This window comes from Citrobacter sp. Cb041 (assembly GCF_030336655.1).
GTDB lineage: Bacteria > Pseudomonadota > Gammaproteobacteria > Enterobacterales > Enterobacteriaceae > Citrobacter > Citrobacter braakii.
In genome coordinates, this window is sequence record NZ_JAOWDD010000038.1 from 229,165 (window position 1) to 247,219 (window position 18,055).

Annotated in this window: 17 protein-coding genes and 1 other annotated feature; of the genes, 4 read left to right on the forward strand and 13 right to left on the reverse strand. The window is 53.8% G+C overall.

The genetic code is table 11. The annotated features are described in order from the left end of the window. Nucleotides 1-4: 4 nt before the first annotated feature. From thrC to yjjY, 6 genes are all read right to left on the reverse strand, one after another. The gene (gene thrC, locus OGV52_RS12435) at nt 5-1,291 is read right to left on the reverse strand and encodes a threonine synthase (RefSeq protein WP_019078326.1); all 1,287 of its coding nucleotides are present in this window, start codon (nt 1,289-1,291) and stop codon (nt 5-7) included. Between the two features lie 3 nt (nt 1,292-1,294). Continuing rightward, nucleotides 1,295-2,224 carry a homoserine kinase gene (gene thrB / locus OGV52_RS12440; protein ID WP_259687835.1) on the reverse strand — a complete coding sequence of 310 codons (930 nt, stop codon included), beginning with the start codon at nt 2,222-2,224 and terminating at the stop codon, nt 1,295-1,297. 1 nt (nt 2,225) lies between these two features. Next, entirely contained in the window at nt 2,226-4,688 is a 2,463-nt protein-coding gene (thrA, locus tag OGV52_RS12445) for a bifunctional aspartate kinase/homoserine dehydrogenase I (protein WP_047500133.1), read from the reverse strand. A 23-nt stretch (nt 4,689-4,711) separates the two neighbouring features. Beyond that, nucleotides 4,712-4,838 (reverse strand) — a sequence feature (Thr leader region). Next, complete coding sequence (thrL, locus tag OGV52_RS12450; protein ID WP_032337689.1) at nt 4,768-4,833, reverse strand: thr operon leader peptide; 66 nt, start codon at nt 4,831-4,833, stop codon at nt 4,768-4,770. (Overlaps the previous feature by 66 nt.) 206 nt (nt 4,839-5,044) lie before the next feature. Then, the gene (locus OGV52_RS12455; protein ID WP_049281594.1) at nt 5,045-5,731 is read right to left on the reverse strand and encodes a tRNA/rRNA methyltransferase; all 687 of its coding nucleotides are present in this window, start codon (nt 5,729-5,731) and stop codon (nt 5,045-5,047) included. 399 nt (nt 5,732-6,130) lie between these two features. After that, nucleotides 6,131-6,271 (reverse strand): YjjY family protein, encoded by a 141-nt coding sequence (gene yjjY, locus OGV52_RS12460; RefSeq protein ID WP_042998021.1) that lies wholly within the window; start codon nt 6,269-6,271, stop codon nt 6,131-6,133. 95 nt (nt 6,272-6,366) lie between these two features. Between yjjY and arcA the strand changes: the two genes are divergently transcribed. Further along, entirely contained in the window at nt 6,367-7,083 is a 717-nt protein-coding gene (gene arcA / locus OGV52_RS12465; RefSeq protein ID WP_001194359.1) for a two-component system response regulator ArcA, read from the forward strand. A gap of 61 nt (nt 7,084-7,144) precedes the next feature. Here the strand turns inward: arcA and creD are convergent, their stop codons facing one another. From creD to creA, 4 genes are read right to left on the reverse strand one after another with little or no spacing between them, the layout of a single operon-like run. Then, nucleotides 7,145-8,512: a cell envelope integrity protein CreD gene (gene creD / locus OGV52_RS12470; protein WP_103766852.1), complete on the reverse strand. Its 1,368-nt coding sequence runs from the start codon at nt 8,510-8,512 to the stop codon at nt 7,145-7,147. A gap of 57 nt (nt 8,513-8,569) precedes the next feature. After that, nucleotides 8,570-9,994 (reverse strand): two-component system sensor histidine kinase CreC, encoded by a 1,425-nt coding sequence (gene creC / locus OGV52_RS12475; protein WP_103766853.1) that lies wholly within the window; start codon nt 9,992-9,994, stop codon nt 8,570-8,572. Next, the gene (creB, locus tag OGV52_RS12480) at nt 9,994-10,683 is read right to left on the reverse strand and encodes a two-component system response regulator CreB (protein WP_049281597.1); all 690 of its coding nucleotides are present in this window, start codon (nt 10,681-10,683) and stop codon (nt 9,994-9,996) included. The genes creC and creB overlap by 1 nt, the downstream gene beginning before the upstream one ends. A gap of 12 nt (nt 10,684-10,695) precedes the next feature. Then, nucleotides 10,696-11,169 (reverse strand): protein CreA, encoded by a 474-nt coding sequence (creA, locus tag OGV52_RS12485; RefSeq protein ID WP_016151621.1) that lies wholly within the window; start codon nt 11,167-11,169, stop codon nt 10,696-10,698. Between the two features lie 211 nt (nt 11,170-11,380). Here creA and robA point away from each other — a divergent pair, with 211 nt between their 5' ends. Then, nucleotides 11,381-12,250, forward strand: a complete 870-nt coding sequence (gene robA, locus OGV52_RS12490) for an MDR efflux pump AcrAB transcriptional activator RobA (protein ID WP_003837295.1) — start codon at nt 11,381-11,383, stop codon at nt 12,248-12,250. Here robA and gpmB read toward each other — a convergent pair. Continuing rightward, nucleotides 12,247-12,894 (reverse strand): 2,3-diphosphoglycerate-dependent phosphoglycerate mutase GpmB, encoded by a 648-nt coding sequence (gpmB, locus tag OGV52_RS12495; RefSeq protein WP_016151619.1) that lies wholly within the window; start codon nt 12,892-12,894, stop codon nt 12,247-12,249. The two genes, robA and gpmB, sit on opposite strands and share 4 nt — an antisense overlap. Nucleotides 12,895-12,946: 52 nt before the next feature. On the opposite strand from gpmB, the gene yjjX reads away from it, so the two are divergent. Beyond that, a complete protein-coding gene (gene yjjX / locus OGV52_RS12500) occupies nt 12,947-13,462 on the forward strand; it encodes an inosine/xanthosine triphosphatase (protein ID WP_016151618.1) in 516 nt (171 codons plus the stop codon). Nucleotides 13,463-13,537: 75 nt separating this feature from the next. On the opposite strand, the gene trpR is transcribed toward yjjX, so the two are convergent. Both trpR and sltY read right to left on the reverse strand, forming a co-directional pair. Then, complete coding sequence (gene trpR, locus OGV52_RS12505) at nt 13,538-13,864, reverse strand: trp operon repressor (protein ID WP_153689741.1); 327 nt, start codon at nt 13,862-13,864, stop codon at nt 13,538-13,540. 89 nt (nt 13,865-13,953) lie between these two features. Further along, nucleotides 13,954-15,891, reverse strand: coding sequence for a murein transglycosylase (sltY, locus tag OGV52_RS12510; RefSeq protein WP_287108581.1), 1,938 nt, complete (start codon nt 15,889-15,891; stop codon nt 13,954-13,956). A 408-nt stretch (nt 15,892-16,299) separates the two neighbouring features. On the opposite strand from sltY, the gene ettA reads away from it, so the two are divergent. Beyond that, nucleotides 16,300-17,967: an energy-dependent translational throttle protein EttA gene (ettA, locus tag OGV52_RS12515; protein WP_003019019.1), complete on the forward strand. Its 1,668-nt coding sequence runs from the start codon at nt 16,300-16,302 to the stop codon at nt 17,965-17,967. Nucleotides 17,968-18,055 lie beyond the last annotated feature (88 nt).

The following is an 18,055-nucleotide window of genomic DNA, read 5'->3' on the forward strand; positions in this document are numbered from 1 at the left end:
ACCGTTAACCGCGGGTCATCATCAGCTTGCGCAGTTCAGCAAAATCAGCAGGCAGGTGATGAGAAAGCAGCGGCAGGTCCGCGCGTTCCGCCAGCGCTTTTGGCAGAGCCAGCGTCAGGTCAAGAATCTCTTCAACGCTTTCTTTAAACTTGGCCGGATGCGCAGTACCGAGGAACAGGCCGTACTCGCCAGGGTTCAGTTGGTCACGCAGCGCACGGTAAGCCACCGCCGCATGCGGTTCTGAGGTGTACCCCATCTCATGCAGCTCACGCATCGTGTCCTGAGTAGTGGCATCATCAACAGCGGCATAACCCAGCTCATTCAGACGCCAGATTTTACGGCGGAACAGTTCCTCCACCCGCGGCCAGTTATTTGGCTGGCTGACATCCATCGCATTCGACAACGTCGCCTGAGTCGCTTTCGGCGCCCACTCACCTTGTGCAAGAAAGCGTGGAACCGTATCGTTGACGTTGGTCGCCGCGATAAAACGCTTCACCGGCAAGCCCAGTGATTTTGCCAGCAGCCCGGCGGTCAGATCGCCAAAGTTGCCGCTGGGAACGGAAATAACCAGCTGATTACGCGCCTCTTGCGGCAGTTGAGCCACGGCCTCAAAGTAGTAACAGATTTGCGCCAGCAGACGGCTGATGTTGATTGAGTTAGCCGAATTCAGCCCCAAAGCGACCTTCAGCTCTTCGTCATCAAACGCCTGTTTCACCAGCGCCTGACAGGCATCAAAATCGCCATCAATCGCCACGGTTTCAATATTGCCACCCAGTGTACAGAACAGTTTTTCCTGTAATGGGCTAATTTTGCCGTTCGGATAAAGGATCACCACGCGCACATTTTTCAGGCCATAAAAGGCATGTGCGACTGCCGCACCAGTGTCTCCAGAGGTCGCCGTCAGAATGGTAACCGGTTTGTCACCGCTGATATGCGTCAGCATCTGCGCCATAAAGCGCCCGCCAAAGTCTTTAAATGCAAGCGTTGGGCCGTGGAACAGCTCCAGACAGCCGATATCCGCGGCAACCTGAGCAACCGGCGCCGGGAAGGCAAACGCCGCACGCACGCGCTGTTCCAGAATCTCCTGTGGGATTTCATCACCGATAAATGCGGAAAGGATCTTCGCGCTGCGGCTAACGAAATCCTGGTTCAACATCTCATCGACTTCTGACAGATTGAATTCCGGCAAATCGTGCGGAAAAAACAATCCCTGATTCTTGCCAAGCCCTTGCGTGACGGCCTGTGCAAAGCTGACCTGTTCGTTATGATCTTTCAGATTATACAGTTTCATTGATTATCCCAGTACCCGTGCGCCCGCCGTGTCCAACCGGCAAATATGAACAAAGCCTTCCTGATTTTGCAGATAATTTTTACCCAGCCAGTCTGCTACACGCTGTGCCGTATCCGGCTTGTCGCACAAAGCGAACAGCGTCGGTCCCGAACCGGAGATGCCGCTGGCCAGCGCCCCGATTTCCGCTACCGCCTGACGCGCCTGGCTAAAGCCTGGCAGCAGGCGGGTACGGTACGGCTCAGCAATGACATCTTTCATCAGCTTCGCGGCAAGCCCTGGCTGACGGGAATAGCAGGCATGGATAAACCCAGCCAGATGCCGCCCGTGGGCGATACAGTCCTGACGGCGATACTGCGCAGGTAAAATCGCCCGCGCTTCTGCCGTCGACACTTTAATCCCCGGATACGCGAGGACCCACAGCCACTCATCAAAGCCTGGCACCTGCTGGCTGATAATGCCGTTTTCTTCGATCATTAACTGCATACCGCCCAAAAAGCACGGGGCGACGTTATCGTAATGAATACTGCCGGAGATACGCCCTTCCAGCTCACCCATTATCGCCAACAGGCGCATATCGTTGAGCGGTTTACCGCAATGCTCGTTCATGGCGACCAGCGCCGCCACAACGGAACACGCGCTGGAGCCTAACCCGGAACCAATCGGCATATTTTTTTCCAGCGTCATCGCCACCGGAACGCTTTTACCCAGCTCCTGACAGAATCGCTCCCAGCACTGGTAGACAATATTTTCTCGCGGCTCAGGCGGCAGCTTATTGGCAAAGCGACCGAGGTTGTTGAGGCTGAAATTGTCAGCCGCCTCAACGGATACCACATCGCCTAACAGCGAACCGTCCACCGGGGTTACCGCCGCTCCGAGCACATCAAACCCGACGCTCATATTGGCGCTGGAGGCCGGGGCATAAACTCTCACCATGTCAGACTCCTAACTTCCATGAAAGGGTGCGTAGCAGGTCAGCAAATACGCCCGCCGCCGTCACGTCGTTACCCGCGCCGTATCCGCGCAGAACTAACGGTAGCGGCTGATAATAGTGGCTGTAAAACGCCAACGCGTTTTCACCGTTTTTCACTTTGAACAGCGGATCGTTGCCGTCTACTGCCTCTATTTTCACGCGACAGACGCCATCCTCTTCAATATTGCCAACATAGCGTAATACTTTCCCCTCATCACGGGCTTTCGCCACACGCGCGGCAAAGGCGTCATCCAGCTGCGACAATTTCGCCATAAACGCGGAAACATCACCGGAATCATCAAACTCTTTTGGCAGGACCGGCTCAATGACAATGTCAGAAAGCTCCAGCTCACGACCGGTTTCACGGGCCAGGATCAACAGCTTACGCGCCACGTCCGTACCGGATAGATCGTCACGCGGATCGGGTTCGGTATAGCCCAGCTCACGCGCCATGGTGGTGGCCTCGGAGAAGCTCATGCCTTCATCCAGCTTGCCGAAAATAAACGACAGCGAACCAGAAAGAATGCCGGAGAAACGTTGCAGTTCATCGCCCGCGCTGAGCAGATTTTGCAGGTTCTCAATTACCGGCAAGCCCGCGCCTACGTTGGTGTCGTACAGGAATTTACGACGAGACTTCGCCGCAGCAAAACGCAGCTGATGGTAGTAATCCATCGACGACGTGTTGGCCTTTTTATTCGGCGTAACCACATGGAAGCCTTCGCGCAGGAAATCCGCATACTGATCCGCGACCGCCTGACTTGACGTACAGTCGACAATCACCGGATTGAGCAGATGATATTCTTTCACCAGACGAATTAAGCGCCCCAGGTTGAAAGGCTCTTTCGCGCTTTCCAGCTCCGATTGCCAGTTTTCCAGATTCAGACCATGGACGTTGGTCAGCAGGGCCTTCGAGTTCGCCACACCGCACACACGCAGATCAATATGCTTCTTTTTAAGCCAGGTTTGCTGACGTTTAAGCTGCTCCAGCAGCGCACCGCCCACGCCGCCAACGCCAATGACAAATACTTCAATCACCTGGTCGGTGTTGAACAGCATCTGATGGGTCACACGCACGCCAGTGGTCGCGTCGTCGTTATTCACCACTACCGAAATGGAACGCTCAGACGAGCCCTGGGCGATTGCCACGATATTAATGTTCGCGCGAGCCAGCGCGGCAAAAAATTTCGCCGAGATGCCACGCAACGTGCGCATACCATCGCCAACGACCGAGATGATCGCCAGACGCTCAGTCACCGCCAGCGGCTCAAGCAAGCCTTCTTTCAGTTCGAGATAGAATTCATCCTGCATGGCGCGTTGCGCACGCGCGCAGTCGCCCTGCGGGACGCAGAAGCTGATGCTATATTCAGAAGAGGATTGGGTGATCAGCACCACCGAGATGCCCGCGCGCGACATTACGGCAAAAACACGCGCCGCCATCCCCACCATGCCTTTCATCCCAGGGCCGGAGACGCTAAACATCGCCATGTTATTGAGGTTAGAAATCCCTTTTACCGGCAAATCGTCATCATCACTGCTGGCACCGATAAGCGTGCCGGGCGCTTGTGGATTGCCGGTATTTTTAATCAGGCACGGGATCTGGAACTGGGCAATAGGGGTAATAGTGCGCGGATGCAGCACTTTAGCGCCGAAGTAAGAAAGCTCCATCGCTTCCTGATAAGACATCGACTTCAGCAGTCGGGCGTCGGGTACCTGGCGCGGATCGCAGGTATATACGCCATCGACATCGGTCCAGATCTCACAACAATCGGCGCGCAAACAGGCGGCCAGTACGGCGGCAGAGTAGTCAGAGCCATTACGCCCCAGCACCACTAACTCTCCTTTCTCATTCCCGGCGGTAAATCCTGCCATCAGAACCATATGGTCCGCAGGAATACGGCTGGCGGCAATGCGGCGCGTAGATTCGGCGATATCAACGGTAGATTCGAGGTAATGGCCTACCGCTAGCAATTTCTCTACCGGGTCGATGACCGTCACGTTGTGCCCGCGCGCTTCCAGCAGGCCAGCCATGATGGCGATCGACATTTTTTCACCACGGCAAATAAGCGCAGCATTGATGCTGTCCGGGCACTGACCCAGCAGGCTGATACCGTGCAGGACGTGCTTAATCTGTGCAAACTCTTGTTCAACAAAGGCTTTGAGCGGAGCCTGCGGGAAACCCGGTTGCGCGGCGGCAAGACCCACCAACAGCTCAGAGAAAATGCGTTCGGCGTCGCTGATATTGGCTAAAGCATCCTGACCACCGATGGTCTTCTCAATCATCGCCACCAGATGGTTGGTAATTTTTGCGGGGGCAGAAAGAACGGTCGCGACCTGCCCCTGTCTGGCATTGCTTTCCAGAATATCGGCAACCCGCAGAAAGCGCTCTGCATTTGCCACTGATGTACCGCCGAACTTCAACACTCGCATGGTTTACCTCATTGCCTTTGGTCGAAAAAAAAGCCCGCACTGTTTAGGTGCGGGCTTTTTCTTGTGTTTCCTGTACGCGTCAGCCCGCACCGTTACCTGTGGTAATGGTGATGGTTGTGGTAATGGTGATGCTGATGCGTTTCATGATGTTGTGTGCTCTGTAATTATTTATTATCTGTCCTGTATTCTTTTAGGGTTAAAGTATCTGCTGATCTAAGTCAATAAATTTTTAAATTGGTCACATTCCGAAACTTGTTCACGAGCGACTGCTTGCCCTTTTAGTTTCGACCAATACAGTATGTCACCCCTACTTGAATCCAGAGCAAAACACCACACAACAAATGCAGGTCGATATTTTATTTCGTGATGCTTTTTTCTATATCATGTAAAAAACGGTGCAACATTGCCGTATCTCGCTGCCCTAACAGACCCATTCGCTGTTGCAGCCAGTCCGTCAACTTGATGTCGTCAGAAACGTTCAGCGTGGCTAATAAACGCAAAACGCGCGCGCGCAATGCCTGTAGCTGAAGCTCATCCGTCACCTCAATGTTTTTGACGGGTTGTTGTATTAAACCTGCTAATTGATAGCAATACACCATCACCGCCTGCCCCAAATTGAGTGAAGGATAGTCAGCCACCATAGGTACACCGGTGAGTACATCCGCCAGGGCCAATTCTTCGTTGGTCAGCCCTGAATCTTCACGACCAAAAACCAGCGCGGCATGATCCATCCACATTGATTTTTCCTGCAGCAGAGGAACCAGTTCGACCGGCGTAGCGTAGTAATGGAACTTCGCCCGACTACGCGCAGTGGTCGCGACGGTAAAATCTACGTCGTGCAGCGCCTCCGCTAACGTTGAAAAAACGCTAATATTATCAATAATATCGCCAGAACCATGCGCGACCCATCGCGTGGCGGGTTCCAGGTGGGCTTCGCTGTCAACGATGCGTAATTGGGTGAACCCCATGGTCTTCATAGCGCGGGCAGCCGCACCAATATTTTCCGCTCTGGCGGGGGCAACCAGAATAATTGTTAAACGCATTTCGATACTCTTTTTGGCCAGTCTGCAAGGAAAAATGTGACGTGCTTCAACATATTACGCAGTGCGAATTTACATATTTTTAACAGAAATCACTGAAAAAGCATTTCGCATCCATTAAAAAATGCTAAACTATTTCCCGGGTGTACTATTGCTTTTTATGTTAACAAAAGTTGCATATCCCTCTGTTTATCCATGATAATTTAATTTAAAATGGATCGCACCGGTTGGATTCATTACATTTATTAATTTGCTCGTGCAACTAGTTGTAATATTGCAATTTTGTGATGAAAGCAAACATTTGGATACGTTGATTTCATCAAACTGTTAACGTGCTACAATTGAACTTGATATATGTCAACGAAGCGTAGTTTTATTGGGTGTCCGGCATGTCTTAGCCTGTTATGTTGCTGTTAAAATGGTTAGGATGACAGCCGTTTTTGACACTGTCGGGTCCAGAGGGAAACTACCCACGACCAAGCTAATGATGTTGTTGACGTTGATGGAAAGTGCATCAAGAACGCAATTACGTACTTTAGTCATGTTACGCCGATCATGTTAATTTACGGCATGCATCAGGCAGGTCAGGGACTTTTGTACTTCCTGTTTCGATTTAGTTGGCAATTTAGGTAGCAAACATGCAGACCCCGCACATTCTTATCGTTGAAGACGAGTTAGTAACACGCAACACGTTGAAAAGCATTTTCGAAGCAGAAGGCTATGATGTATTCGAAGCGACAGATGGCGCGGAAATGCATCAGATTCTCTCTGAATATGATATCAACCTTGTGATTATGGATATCAATCTGCCTGGGAAAAATGGCCTGCTGTTAGCGCGCGAACTTCGCGAACAAGCTAACGTTGCGCTGATGTTCCTGACGGGCCGTGATAACGAAGTCGATAAAATTCTCGGCCTCGAAATCGGCGCAGACGATTACATCACCAAGCCGTTTAACCCGCGCGAACTGACTATCCGTGCTCGTAACCTGCTGTCCCGTACCATGAACCTGGGTACTGTCAGCGAAGAACGCCGTAGCGTCGAAAGCTACAAGTTCAATGGCTGGGAGCTGGACATCAACAGCCGCTCTCTGATTGGTCCTGACGGTGAGCAGTATAAACTGCCACGCAGCGAATTCCGCGCCATGCTTCACTTCTGTGAGAATCCGGGCAAAATCCAGTCTCGCGCAGAACTGTTGAAAAAAATGACCGGTCGCGAACTGAAGCCGCATGACCGTACCGTTGACGTGACGATCCGCCGCATTCGTAAGCATTTCGAATCAACGCCGGATACGCCAGAAATCATCGCCACCATTCACGGTGAAGGCTACCGTTTCTGCGGCGACCTGCAGGATTAATTCAATCCTCACTGGTATAAAAACGGCGCTTTATGCGCCGTTTTTCATTTCCCCTACTGCCCTATTTCCACAAGCGAAATTCCTCGCTCTGCGCAGGCTGAAGCTCTGGAAGTTCTGTAGATTTTGGCTTTGTTTTTGGCTGTGCCAGCGAGTGCCAGTCAAGATGACGCGTCAGGAACATGACCCCACACAGCGCGAACAACAGCACGCCGGTTCCCAGCAGTAAAGAGCTATCCTGTGAACGTAGCAGCACCCACATCACACCATCCAACCCCAGCAGCGCCACGGTGAACAAAATACTGTTCCGCCAGCCCTGCAATATCGCCTGCAGATACACACCGTTCATCAACGCCCCCACCAGACTTGCCGTAATCCACGCCGCCGTAAAACCAATGTGTTCCGACAGTGCCAGCAGCAGCAGATAAAACATTACCAGCGATAGCCCCACCAGCAGATACTGCATCGGGTGCAGGCGCAGATTGGTCATACTTTCAAGGACGAAGAAAGACATAAAGGTCAGCACAATCAGCAGGATGGCATACTTTGTCGCCCTGTCCGTTAACTGATACTGATCTGCTGGCGTGGCGACGGCGACGCTAAACGCTGGCATGCCCAGCCAACCAATCTTTTCGTCGTTAAAGCGCTCGCCGAGGTTGTTCGCAAACCAGCTGCTTTGCCACTGAGCCTTGAATCCTGATTCGCTAATTTCGCGCTTCGCCGGGAGGAAGTCCCCAAGAAAGTTGGGATGCGGCCAGTTGCTGGTTAAGGTCATTTCACTGTTACGTCCAACCGGAACGACGGAGAAATCGCCGGTTCCGCTCAAATTAAGCGACAACGCCATGCTCAGATTTTGCTCAGCCCAGCTCGCATCGGGTAGCGGAATGTGGATCCCCTGCGCACGTCCATCCAGCCCCGTCCCAGGCTCAACGGCCAGCGACGTTCCATTGACCTGCGGCGCTTTTACCACGCCAATCCCACGCGCGTCCCCCACGCCAACCACAATAAACGGTTTGCCGATGCTGATATTTGGATGATTTAAATCACTCAACCGTTCGGCGTTAAACTCAGCCTTCACCGAAACATCATTGTGCCAGACCTGGCCCTCATAAATACCGATTTTACGCGCTTCAACGTTCTGATTCCCCTCAACTACCAACGACTCCGGCAGCCAGAAATGGATATAGCTACGCTTACGCTGGATTTCTTTGCCATCCTCCAGTGAGGTGTAAAGTTCCGTTACCGGAATGGCTATCAGCGGTCCTACCATCTTTTGCGGCCCGCTGGTGCTCTGTCGGATAGCATCTTCGACTTCATCGCGGTAATCCGATCGCTCCACGATGATCTGCCTGACCATCGTCAGCGGGATTAACAGCAGCAGTATTGCGCCACCTAAGGTGACTATTTTCCAAAACAGGGGTGATTTAAACATAGCGTTCTCCTTTGCAATATCAGCAAGGTAGAACAGCTATGTGCGGAGAATTTGAAGTTATGTGAAGTGAGCGTGAAGCGTAAACGAGGCCTGTGCGCCGCCTTGTGGTCGGTTGCACAATGTCACCGTCCCCTCGTGCAGTCGCGCAACCTCACTGACAAACGCCAGCCCTAAACCGCTGCTCTTATGTCCATTTTCACGGGGCAGCGAATAGAAACGCTCAAAAATACGCGGCAACGCGAAGTCGGGGATCCCGCTGCCGCTGTCGATTATCTGCAACGTGACCAGTTCATCCTGCTGATGCGCGCTCAGCGTAATCGTCCCGTCCTGTGGCGTGAAGTCGATAGCGTTGTCGAGCAAATTCCCCACTGCCTGCTCCAGTAACGCAGGATCGGCGGCGACGCTAAGCGATGAAGGCATAATGGTAAGCGTGATGTTTTTTGCCGCCAGTTGCACGCTACGCGCCTCTTTGAGCTGAGCAAACAGCGCATCTACCGCCACTGCCGTCAACGTAATGTCCTGTCGATTCTCCAGTCGCGCCTGGCGTAACAGGGTTTCGACCAGCGCCTGCATACGCGTATTTTGCGTCAGAATATTATCAGTAAAGCGCGCAACCACGTTCGGCGGCGGACCTTCGCGCAAAATCTCAGCCGCGCCGCGAATGGCCGCCAGCGGACTTTTCAGTTCATGCGTTAATGCATAAACATACTGCTCAATGTAGTTTTTGCCCTCCAGCTTCAGTCGCATACTTTCCAGCGCCTGCGCCAGTTTACGTAGCTCGCTGCTGCCTAAATCAGGCAGTGGGACGGGGCGATTCTCGGTAACGGAGTCGGCATAGCGCGCCAGCCGGGCGATGGAGCGGTTTATCCACCATACCATCCCGATGCCAATCACTAAGGCAATGCCCAGCAATACGGCGCTGGCCCACAGCATCCGCCGTTCACTGCGTTTAATCACCGGCGCCATCGCCGCGTTCGGTTTACCGACACTAAGCACTCCGATAATACGTCCGCCGTCTACGATCGGCGCGGCCACGTACATCACTGAACTTTCCGGATCGTTCGGGTTTTGCGGCGTACTGCGGGCGCCATATTGCCCACGCAAGGTTAACCACACGTCGTTCCAGCGAGAATAGTCCTGACCGACAACCTGGTTTGCGGAATCAAACAACACTTTACCCTGCGCGTCCGTCATGTAGACATGGTATTCATTACGGACTTTGTTAATGCCGCTGATATTGGCGCTGAATGGGCGGTTATGCAGTTGCGAAAATGCCTGCGCCAGCTTGCCGTTGGCTGGAGAGTCAGAGAGCAAGTCATCGCGCGCCAGCGCAGCCAGCAGCGTGGCGGTATCAATCAAAGTGCCTTCGGTCGCCCGGCGGACGCCTGGTTTAATTTCCTGCACAAAGATCGACAAAACGAACCAGGCGGCGACGGCAACAATCAGAAAATAGCCGAGCAACAAACGCATGCCAATGCGCATCAGACGCTCCTCAGGCTATATCCCATACCGCGATGCGTATTGATGGGGGAAAGCTCAGGGTTGATAGCCCGCAGCTTGGCGCGCAGCGTTTTAATGTGGGTATCGACCGTTCTGTCAAAGGTGTCCTGTGCATCGGCCCAAACTAAATCCATCAACTGCTGGCGTGAGTAAATGCGCCCCGGCGACAACAGCAGCGTTTTCAGCAACAGAAATTCATAGCGCGTCAGGTTTAACGGCCTGCCGAACCAGGTAATCTGCGCGGCCAGCTCATTAAGTTCAAAATCGCCGCAACGCGTCGTCGATGAAGGAGCAGAGAATTTCTGCACCCGCCGCAGCAGCGTACGCACACGGGCGCACACCTCGCGCGGTGAGAAAGGCTTGGCAACATAGTCATCCGCGCCAATTTCCAGCCCCAGCAGGCGATCCACCTCATCGCTACGCGCGGTCAGAAACAGGATCGGCAACGCTGGATGCCGCTCCAGCAGGCGTCGACACAGTTCAAAACCGCTGATATCCGGTAGTCCGACATCCAGAATGATCGCATCAGGACAACGCTGGCGAGATTTCTCCAGCGCAGGTAATCCGCGCTCAAACGCTTCCACGCTAAAACCTTCCTGCTGCAGCATGTAGATGAGCGTATCGGCAATGCCCTGCTCATCCTCAACCAACCAGATCAACGGTTGTTGCATTTTGCTTCCTTGTTATTCCCGCCACGGCATGATGGGCACCGCGCTGATGGCATTTTTGGGCGATCCATCGACCACTTTATCTGAATAGGCCAGATAGGCCAGTGCATTACGTTTCGCGTCGTAAAAACGCACGACCTGTAAGGATTTAAACACCAGCGAGGTACGTTTTTTAAATACCACTTCGCCCTGCGCTTTGCCGTTCTTGATTCTGTCGCTCAGTTCTACCGGCCCCACCTGCTGACAGGAAATGGCGGCATCGGAGGTATCTTCCGCCAGCCCCAGCCCACCTTTGATGCCGCCGGTCTTCGCCCGGCTCACGTAGCAGGTCACGTTGGTAACATCAGGATCGTCAAACGCTTCGACCACAATTTTATGATCCGGCCCAAACATTTTGAACACTGTATCGACAGATCCAATCTGCTCCGCATGGGCGACCTGCGCTAACATCAGCAGAATTGAGGAAATGATTAAGCTCTTATATTTCATATTGTTACCATTTTTAAAAGTTACTCTGTGTAATTATTCGACATTCTAAGATAAAACGTATACAGATCACAGGATTACAATAATCACGCTTTCGAATGATCGAAAAAAGCATTTATGAGCAAAAAAAACACTGAATGCTAAAACAGCAAAAAATGCTATTATCCTCATACCTGACGTCAGGTACTCGTTGTTGAAAGGATGAGGATATTTTATGGATCAGGCTGGCATTATTCGCGACCTATTAATCTGGCTGGAAGGTCATCTGGATCAGCCTTTGTCGCTTGACAATGTGGCGGCAAAAGCAGGCTATTCCAAGTGGCACCTGCAGAGAATGTTTAAGGACGTGACGGGCCATGCTATTGGCGCCTATATCCGCGCCCGTCGTTTATCGAAATCCGCAGTGGCGCTGCGCCTGACTGCACGCCCAATTCTGGATATTGCGCTGCAATATCGCTTTGACTCTCAACAAACCTTTACCCGCGCGTTCAAGAAACAGTTTTCCCAGACGCCTGCGCTGTATCGCCGTTCGCCGGAATGGAGCGCGTTTGGTATTCGCCCGCCTATGCGACTGGGTGAATTTGCCATGCCTGCGCACGAGTTTGTCACGCTGGAAGATACGCAACTGCTTGGCACCACGCAAAGCTATTCCTGCTCGCTGGAGCAGATTTCAGATTTCCGTCATGAAATGCGAATTCAGTTCTGGCGCGACTTCCTTAGCCAGGCTCCTGCGATCCCACCGGTGCTGTACGGGCTGAACGAAACGCGTCCGAGCATTGAAAAAGATGATGAGCAGGAAGTGTTTTACACCACAGCACTGACGCCGGAACAGGCCAATGGTTATGTGCCGTCGGCACAGCCTATCCTGCTACAGGGCGGCGAGTATGTGATGTTTACCTATGAAGGGCTGGGGACCGGTGTACAGGAGTTTATCCTGACGGTTTACGGCACATGCATGCCAATGCTGAACCTGACGCGCCGTAAAGGGCAGGATATCGAGCGATACTACCCGGCAGAAGATGCCAAAGCGGGAGATCGCCCGATCAACCTGCGCTGCGAATTCCTGATTCCGATTCGCCGCTAGCGCTGCAGTTCGTCTAACGCAGGGGCGTCCAGATGTGAGATGTCCCCTGCCGTTTCAACTACCCATCCCGGCGCCAGCCACAAACTTTCCTGGTAATCGACGCGAGAAATAGAACAGTTGCGCAGACGCAGGCGACGTTCAGCCCATGCCGGTAATCCCAGAATCGTACTCACCAGGCAACCCAGTGCAATACCGTGACTGACCAGCAGCGGACGACTCCCCGGCGGCAACTCCAGACAGGATGCCAGCGCCGCGTGGACGCGATCGCTCAGTTCCTGCATCGATTCCCCTTCAGGAATACGCCCCTCCACCGTACCGTTCACCAACTGGCGACGCCAGCCCTCTTCTTCCGACGTCAGCGTATCGATATGGCGTTGCTCTAGCACGCCCATATTCAGCTCGCGCAAACGTGAGTCATAGGTGATATCACAGCCACAGGCCTGGGCGATGATTTCTGCGGTGCGTCGTGTACGACCTAAATCGCTGCTGATGACATGCGTAATACCAAAAGTGCGGGCGCGTTCGCCCACCTGCATGGCTTGCTGTTCACCTTTAGCGGTCAGTGGGCTGTCTGACTGGCCTTGAATACGTCGCTCGGCGTTCCACTGCGTTTCGCCATGGCGAACAAGGTATACCTGTAACATGCTTTTTTTCCGTTATACTGCGATGCGATGAATTTTCAAACTGAGCTTAATTATGCACAAGGTTATCTCTGCGACCACCAATCCTGCCAAAATTCAGGCAATTCTGCGGGCATTTGAAGAGATTTTCGGGGAAGGATCCTGCCATATTGAACCCGTCGCCGTCGAGAGTGGCGTGCCGGAACAACCTTTCGGAAACCAGGAAACGCGCACTGGCGCACGAAATCGCGTTGATAATGCGCGCCGTCTGCACCCGCAGGCTGATTTTTGGGTCGCTATTGAAGCGGGAATTGACGACGATGCGACCTTCAGTTGGGTGGTGATTGATAATGGCGTCCAGCGCGGCGAAGCCCGTTCAGCCACGCTGCCATTGCCTGCTGTCATTCTCGACAGAGTCCGTCAGGGCGAAGCGCTCGGTCCGGTGATGTCGGACTACACGGGTATTGATGAGATTGGCCGTAAAGAGGGCGCTATCGGCGTCTTTACCGCGGGCAAGCTGACGCGCTCAAGCGTCTACCACCAGGCGGTGATTCTGGCGCTCAGCCCGTTTCATAACGCAGTGTATTTATAGCGTTGTGCCGGATGGCGGCTTCGCCTTATCCGGCCACAACCGCTCCACATAATTAGGCCTGAAAGCGAAGCGCCATCAGGCATTTTTTAGCAGCACCTGCTCCAGCCAGTGACGCAGATCCACCGGTGCAGATTTGAGGCTGTTCGACCCCCGTGTAATGGTGGCGATCCCCGCCCCGAGCTCGTTTTTAAGCTCGCGCTGACTCATCTCGCCGCGCAGCAACTCTTCAATGATACGCACGCGCGTGCCCAGCGCTTCGCGCTCATCCGGCGTTAACATCAAATTGAGCAGGGGCAGGTGTAAGTCTTGTTCATAGGCGTGTTTAAGCAGCTCGACAAAACGTAACCACTCCTGGTGACGCTGTTCTGCCATCTCTGCCGAATAGGGTGATTGCTGAGTCATAAGTTATCGCCATCGTTGCGGGGGAAGCGTGCTTGCCTCCCCCTTTTGTACTCTTTAACGAGTACGATAGCATAACACAACCGACACGATCAGTAACGACGTTGCCATTCTGCGTCGCTCATCAACTCCGGTTTGTCACCGAGGAAATAGCGATAGTACGCATCGTAAGCCAGCACGTTCTTCACGTAGCCACGCGTCTCAGAGAATGGAATGCTTTCGACAAACGCGACAGCATCGATACGACCCGCGCTATTGCCAAGCCAGGTGCGAACGCGCCCCGGTCCGGCGTTATAGGCCGCCGACGCGAAAATGCGGTTATTACCGAATTGCTGATAGACATACTGTAAATAGCTGGTACCAATGTTGATGTTGGTATCAGGATCCAGTAGTTGGCTCGGGCTGCTGTAACCTGGAATCGAGAACATTTTCACCGTATGCGTCGCCGTGCCCGGCATAATCTGCATCAGCCCGCTGGCACCAACCGGCGATTTTACTTTCGGGTTCCAGGCGCTTTCCTGACGCGCTATCGCCATCGCATAGCTTGGCGGAATATCCTTGCCGCTGGTGTAGCGTGTAAACAGATCCTTGTAGGCCAGTGGGAAACGCTCTTCCAGATGATCCCACAGCTTACCGGCGATCGTCGCTTGTACGCTCAGATCCCACCAGTGATTGTTGAACGCGTAACGCGCCAGCTGAGCCTGCTCAGACTTCGTGCGACTGGTGACCAGATTCGCCCATTCACTGCGCGCGGTATTGTCCAGGTTCCAGTACATTAGCTCGCGCACACGTGCCATTTCCGGTCCCTGAGTCAGCGCAGAGTCAACGTTTGTCGGGGCTTTATCCACTTTCAGCTCGTACTCTTCACCCAGACGCTGTGCCGCCACCATCGGATAGAAACCGCGCTGCTGCATGAGCTGGTGCAGGATCTCTTTGGCTTCCGCCTCACGCCCGCGCTCAAGCAGCAGATCCGCCTGCCAGTAACGCCACTCATCTTTCTCTTTTGCTTCCATTGGCAGACGCGCCAGCCAGGTATTCAGACCACGACGATCGCCGGTTCCCAGCGCCATGCGTACACGTCGCTCCACAAGCGAGGTGGAATTCGAGCGCATAATGGCGTCATCGCGCCATTTGGCCTGCTCATCGGTAACGTCATTGCCCATCAGACGCCAGGCGACGATGTCGCGCAGCTCCTGGGTTTGCTCGTCATTCAGCTGTTGCGCCTGCGCCAGAGACGGGATCATCAGGCGGGCGTTTTCCGCATCCTGACGCGCCACGCTGGAAAAAGCCACCGCCGCCATCTGTCGGGTGAAATCCGTCGCGCCAGTGGTGCGTGCAAAGGTCATCACCGAATTCGGATCGTTGGCCAGCGCGATGATCGCCGAAGCGATAGTTTGGTATTGCGCGGGCATTTGTCCAGCCAACGCCGTGACCAGACCGGTATTCCCGGCTTTCATCGCCAGACGAATACGCTCCAGATACGCCAGCGGATCCTGAGTTCCTGAGGCGCGCCATACGCCGAATAATTTGTCACAGGCGTTCGGCTGGCTTTTCCCGCTCAACCACAGTTCTTTCGCGCCCTGCCAGGCCTCTTCGGTTTGCCCGGTGCTCCATTTCGCAAAGTAATAGTTGCATTGCGCTTCCGTGGTACCCGGTTTTTCTGGGCTGAACGCCAGTAGTCCACGCCAGTCCTCCCGTCGCGCCAGTTCATTCACGAAACGTGATTGCAGAGTACGCGCGGGGGGCAGCGTCGGGTTGGCGCGCACAAAATTGGTAACGGTAATGGTGGGCTGATTCATCAGATCGTCAGTAATCTGACGATATTCCAGATAAGGATACAGAGGATAATTCTTCAGGCCGGGCATCATCTGCTCTACGACATCCATCTGTCGGTTATCCCAGGCCTGTTTAATTTGCGCATAGCGACTGCGCTGCTCATCCAGGGAATCGGCTCGCGCCACTTGACTGACCGTCAGCAGACATACGCTGGCCGCCAGCAGGCGCCAGGTAAATTGATTGGCTTTGTCCACAAGCTCTTCCTCTTCTCATGTTACGTCTGTGCAGCATCATGCCGCTTAATTAGTTCATGCTAACCAGACATTGCAGAATGCGCCACGTCACGGACACTTTTTTACTTTTGTTGCGAGTGAGATCTGCTGGCTGGGATTGGGCAATGAAAAAGGCTACACTTCGCCTTTGATAACTATTTACCAATAATTAGCCCTAAATAATTCAAGTTGCAGCAAGGCGGCGAGGGAGTAAATCCCCTGAGCGTACATAGTGCGTGACTGGGGGGAACGACAAATCTGTCAGGAACAGATTTGAACGCTGCGGAGCAGCGGCCCGCAAGGGCGAGGCTCATGGATGAGCCGAGTAACTCACAGCCAACGCATCTGCGGCTTGAAGTATGACGGGATAAATAAAGAGGCGAGTCCAACGTGGCCCAATTTGTTTATACCATGCATCGTGTCGGCAAAGTCGTTCCGCCGAAACGTCATATTCTTAAAAACATCTCACTGAGCTTCTTCCCTGGCGCCAAAATCGGTGTACTTGGTCTGAACGGCGCGGGTAAATCGACCCTGCTGCGCATCATGGCCGGCATTGATACCGATATCGAAGGTGAAGCTCGCCCACAGCCTGGCATTAAAATCGGTTACCTGCCGCAGGAACCGAAACTAAACCCGGAACATACCGTTCGTGAATCCGTGGAAGAAGCGGTTGCCGAAGTGGTTAACGCGCTGAAAGGTCTGGATGAAGTGTACGCAAAGTACGCCGAGCCGGACGCCGACTTCGATAAACTCGCTGCGCAACAGGGCAAGTTTGAAGAGATCATTCAGGCGCACGACGGTCATAACCTGAACGTGCAGCTTGAGCGTGCCGCTGACGCCCTGCGTCTGCCGGACTGGGACGCTAAAATTGAGAACCTCTCCGGTGGTGAACGCCGCCGCGTCGCGCTGTGCCGCCTGCTGCTGGAAAAACCAGACATGCTGCTGCTCGACGAACCGACTAACCACCTGGATGCCGAATCCGTTGCGTGGCTGGAACGCTTCCTGCACGACTTCGAAGGCACCGTGGTGGCGATTACCCACGACCGTTACTTCCTCGACAACGTTGCGGGCTGGATTCTGGAGCTTGACCGCGGCGAAGGTATTCCATGGGAAGGCAACTACTCCTCCTGGCTGGAGCAGAAAGATCAGCGTCTGGCGCAGGAAGCGTCTCAGGAAGCGGCTCGCCGTAAATCCATTGAGAAAGAGCTGGAGTGGGTGCGTCAGGGCGCTAAAGGCCGTCAGTCTAAGGGTAAAGCCCGTCTGGCACGCTTTGAAGAGCTGAACAACACCGAATACCAGAAGCGTAACGAAACCAACGAACTGTTTATCCCACCTGGTGCACGTCTGGGTGATAAAGTCGTTGAAGTCACCAATCTGCGTAAATCCTACGGCGATCGCGTTCTGATTGACGACCTGAGCTTCTCCGTACCGAAAGGCGCCATCGTCGGCATCATCGGTCCGAACGGCGCGGGTAAATCTACCCTGTTCCGTATGATGTCCGGTCAGGAACAGCCAGACAGCGGCACCATCACACTGGGTGAAACCGTCAAGCTGGCTTCCGTTGACCAGTTCCGTGACGCCATGGACAACAGCAAAACCGTGTGGGAAGAAGTTTCCGGCGGGCTGGATATCATGAAGATCGGCAACACCGAGATGCCAAGCCGCGCCTACGTAGGCCGCTTCAACTTTAAAGGTGTTGATCAGGGTAAACGCGTAGGCGAACTCTCCGGCGGTGAGCGCGGTCGTCTGCACCTGGCGAAGCTGCTGCAGGTTGGCGGCAACATGCTGCTGCTTGATGAACCAACCAACGACCTGGATATCGAAACCCTGCGCGCGCTGGAAAACGCCCTGCTGGAGTTCCCGGGCTGCGCGATGGTTATCTCGCACGACCGTTGGTTCCTCGACCGTATCGCAACCCACATTCTGGATTACCAGGATGAAGGTAAGGTTGAGTTCTTCGAAGGTAACTTTACCGAATACGAAGAGTACAAGAAACGCACGCTGGGCGCAGATGCGCTGGAGCCGAAGCGTATTAAGTACAAGCGTATTTCGAAGTAATTACCGTTAAGCGCCGGATGGCGGCGTTACGCCTCATCCGGCCTACGAGGTTAGTGCGACTTGTAGGCCGGATAAGCGCAACGCCATC

What these genes read in the sequence shown, in the direction of transcription:
- thrC (WP_019078326.1), bottom strand. Translation starts at nt 1,291, where the DNA reads ATGAAACTGTATAATCTGAAAGATCATAACGAACAGGTCAGCTTTGCA.
- thrB (WP_259687835.1), bottom strand. Translation starts at nt 2,224, where the DNA reads ATGGTGAGAGTTTATGCCCCGGCCTCCAGCGCCAATATGAGCGTCGGG.
- thrA (WP_047500133.1), bottom strand. Translation starts at nt 4,688, where the DNA reads ATGCGAGTGTTGAAGTTCGGCGGTACATCAGTGGCAAATGCAGAGCGC.
- OGV52_RS12455 (WP_049281594.1), bottom strand. Translation starts at nt 5,731, where the DNA reads ATGCGTTTAACAATTATTCTGGTTGCCCCCGCCAGAGCGGAAAATATT.
- yjjY (WP_042998021.1), bottom strand. Translation starts at nt 6,271, where the DNA reads ATGACTAAAGTACGTAATTGCGTTCTTGATGCACTTTCCATCAACGTC.
- arcA (WP_001194359.1), top strand. Translation starts at nt 6,367, where the DNA reads ATGCAGACCCCGCACATTCTTATCGTTGAAGACGAGTTAGTAACACGC.
- creD (WP_103766852.1), bottom strand. Translation starts at nt 8,512, where the DNA reads ATGTTTAAATCACCCCTGTTTTGGAAAATAGTCACCTTAGGTGGCGCA.
- creC (WP_103766853.1), bottom strand. Translation starts at nt 9,994, where the DNA reads ATGCGCATTGGCATGCGTTTGTTGCTCGGCTATTTTCTGATTGTTGCC.
- creB (WP_049281597.1), bottom strand. Translation starts at nt 10,683, where the DNA reads ATGCAACAACCGTTGATCTGGTTGGTTGAGGATGAGCAGGGCATTGCC.
- creA (WP_016151621.1), bottom strand. Translation starts at nt 11,169, where the DNA reads ATGAAATATAAGAGCTTAATCATTTCCTCAATTCTGCTGATGTTAGCG.
- robA (WP_003837295.1), top strand. Translation starts at nt 11,381, where the DNA reads ATGGATCAGGCTGGCATTATTCGCGACCTATTAATCTGGCTGGAAGGT.
- gpmB (WP_016151619.1), bottom strand. Translation starts at nt 12,894, where the DNA reads ATGTTACAGGTATACCTTGTTCGCCATGGCGAAACGCAGTGGAACGCC.
- yjjX (WP_016151618.1), top strand. Translation starts at nt 12,947, where the DNA reads ATGCACAAGGTTATCTCTGCGACCACCAATCCTGCCAAAATTCAGGCA.
- trpR (WP_153689741.1), bottom strand. Translation starts at nt 13,864, where the DNA reads ATGACTCAGCAATCACCCTATTCGGCAGAGATGGCAGAACAGCGTCAC.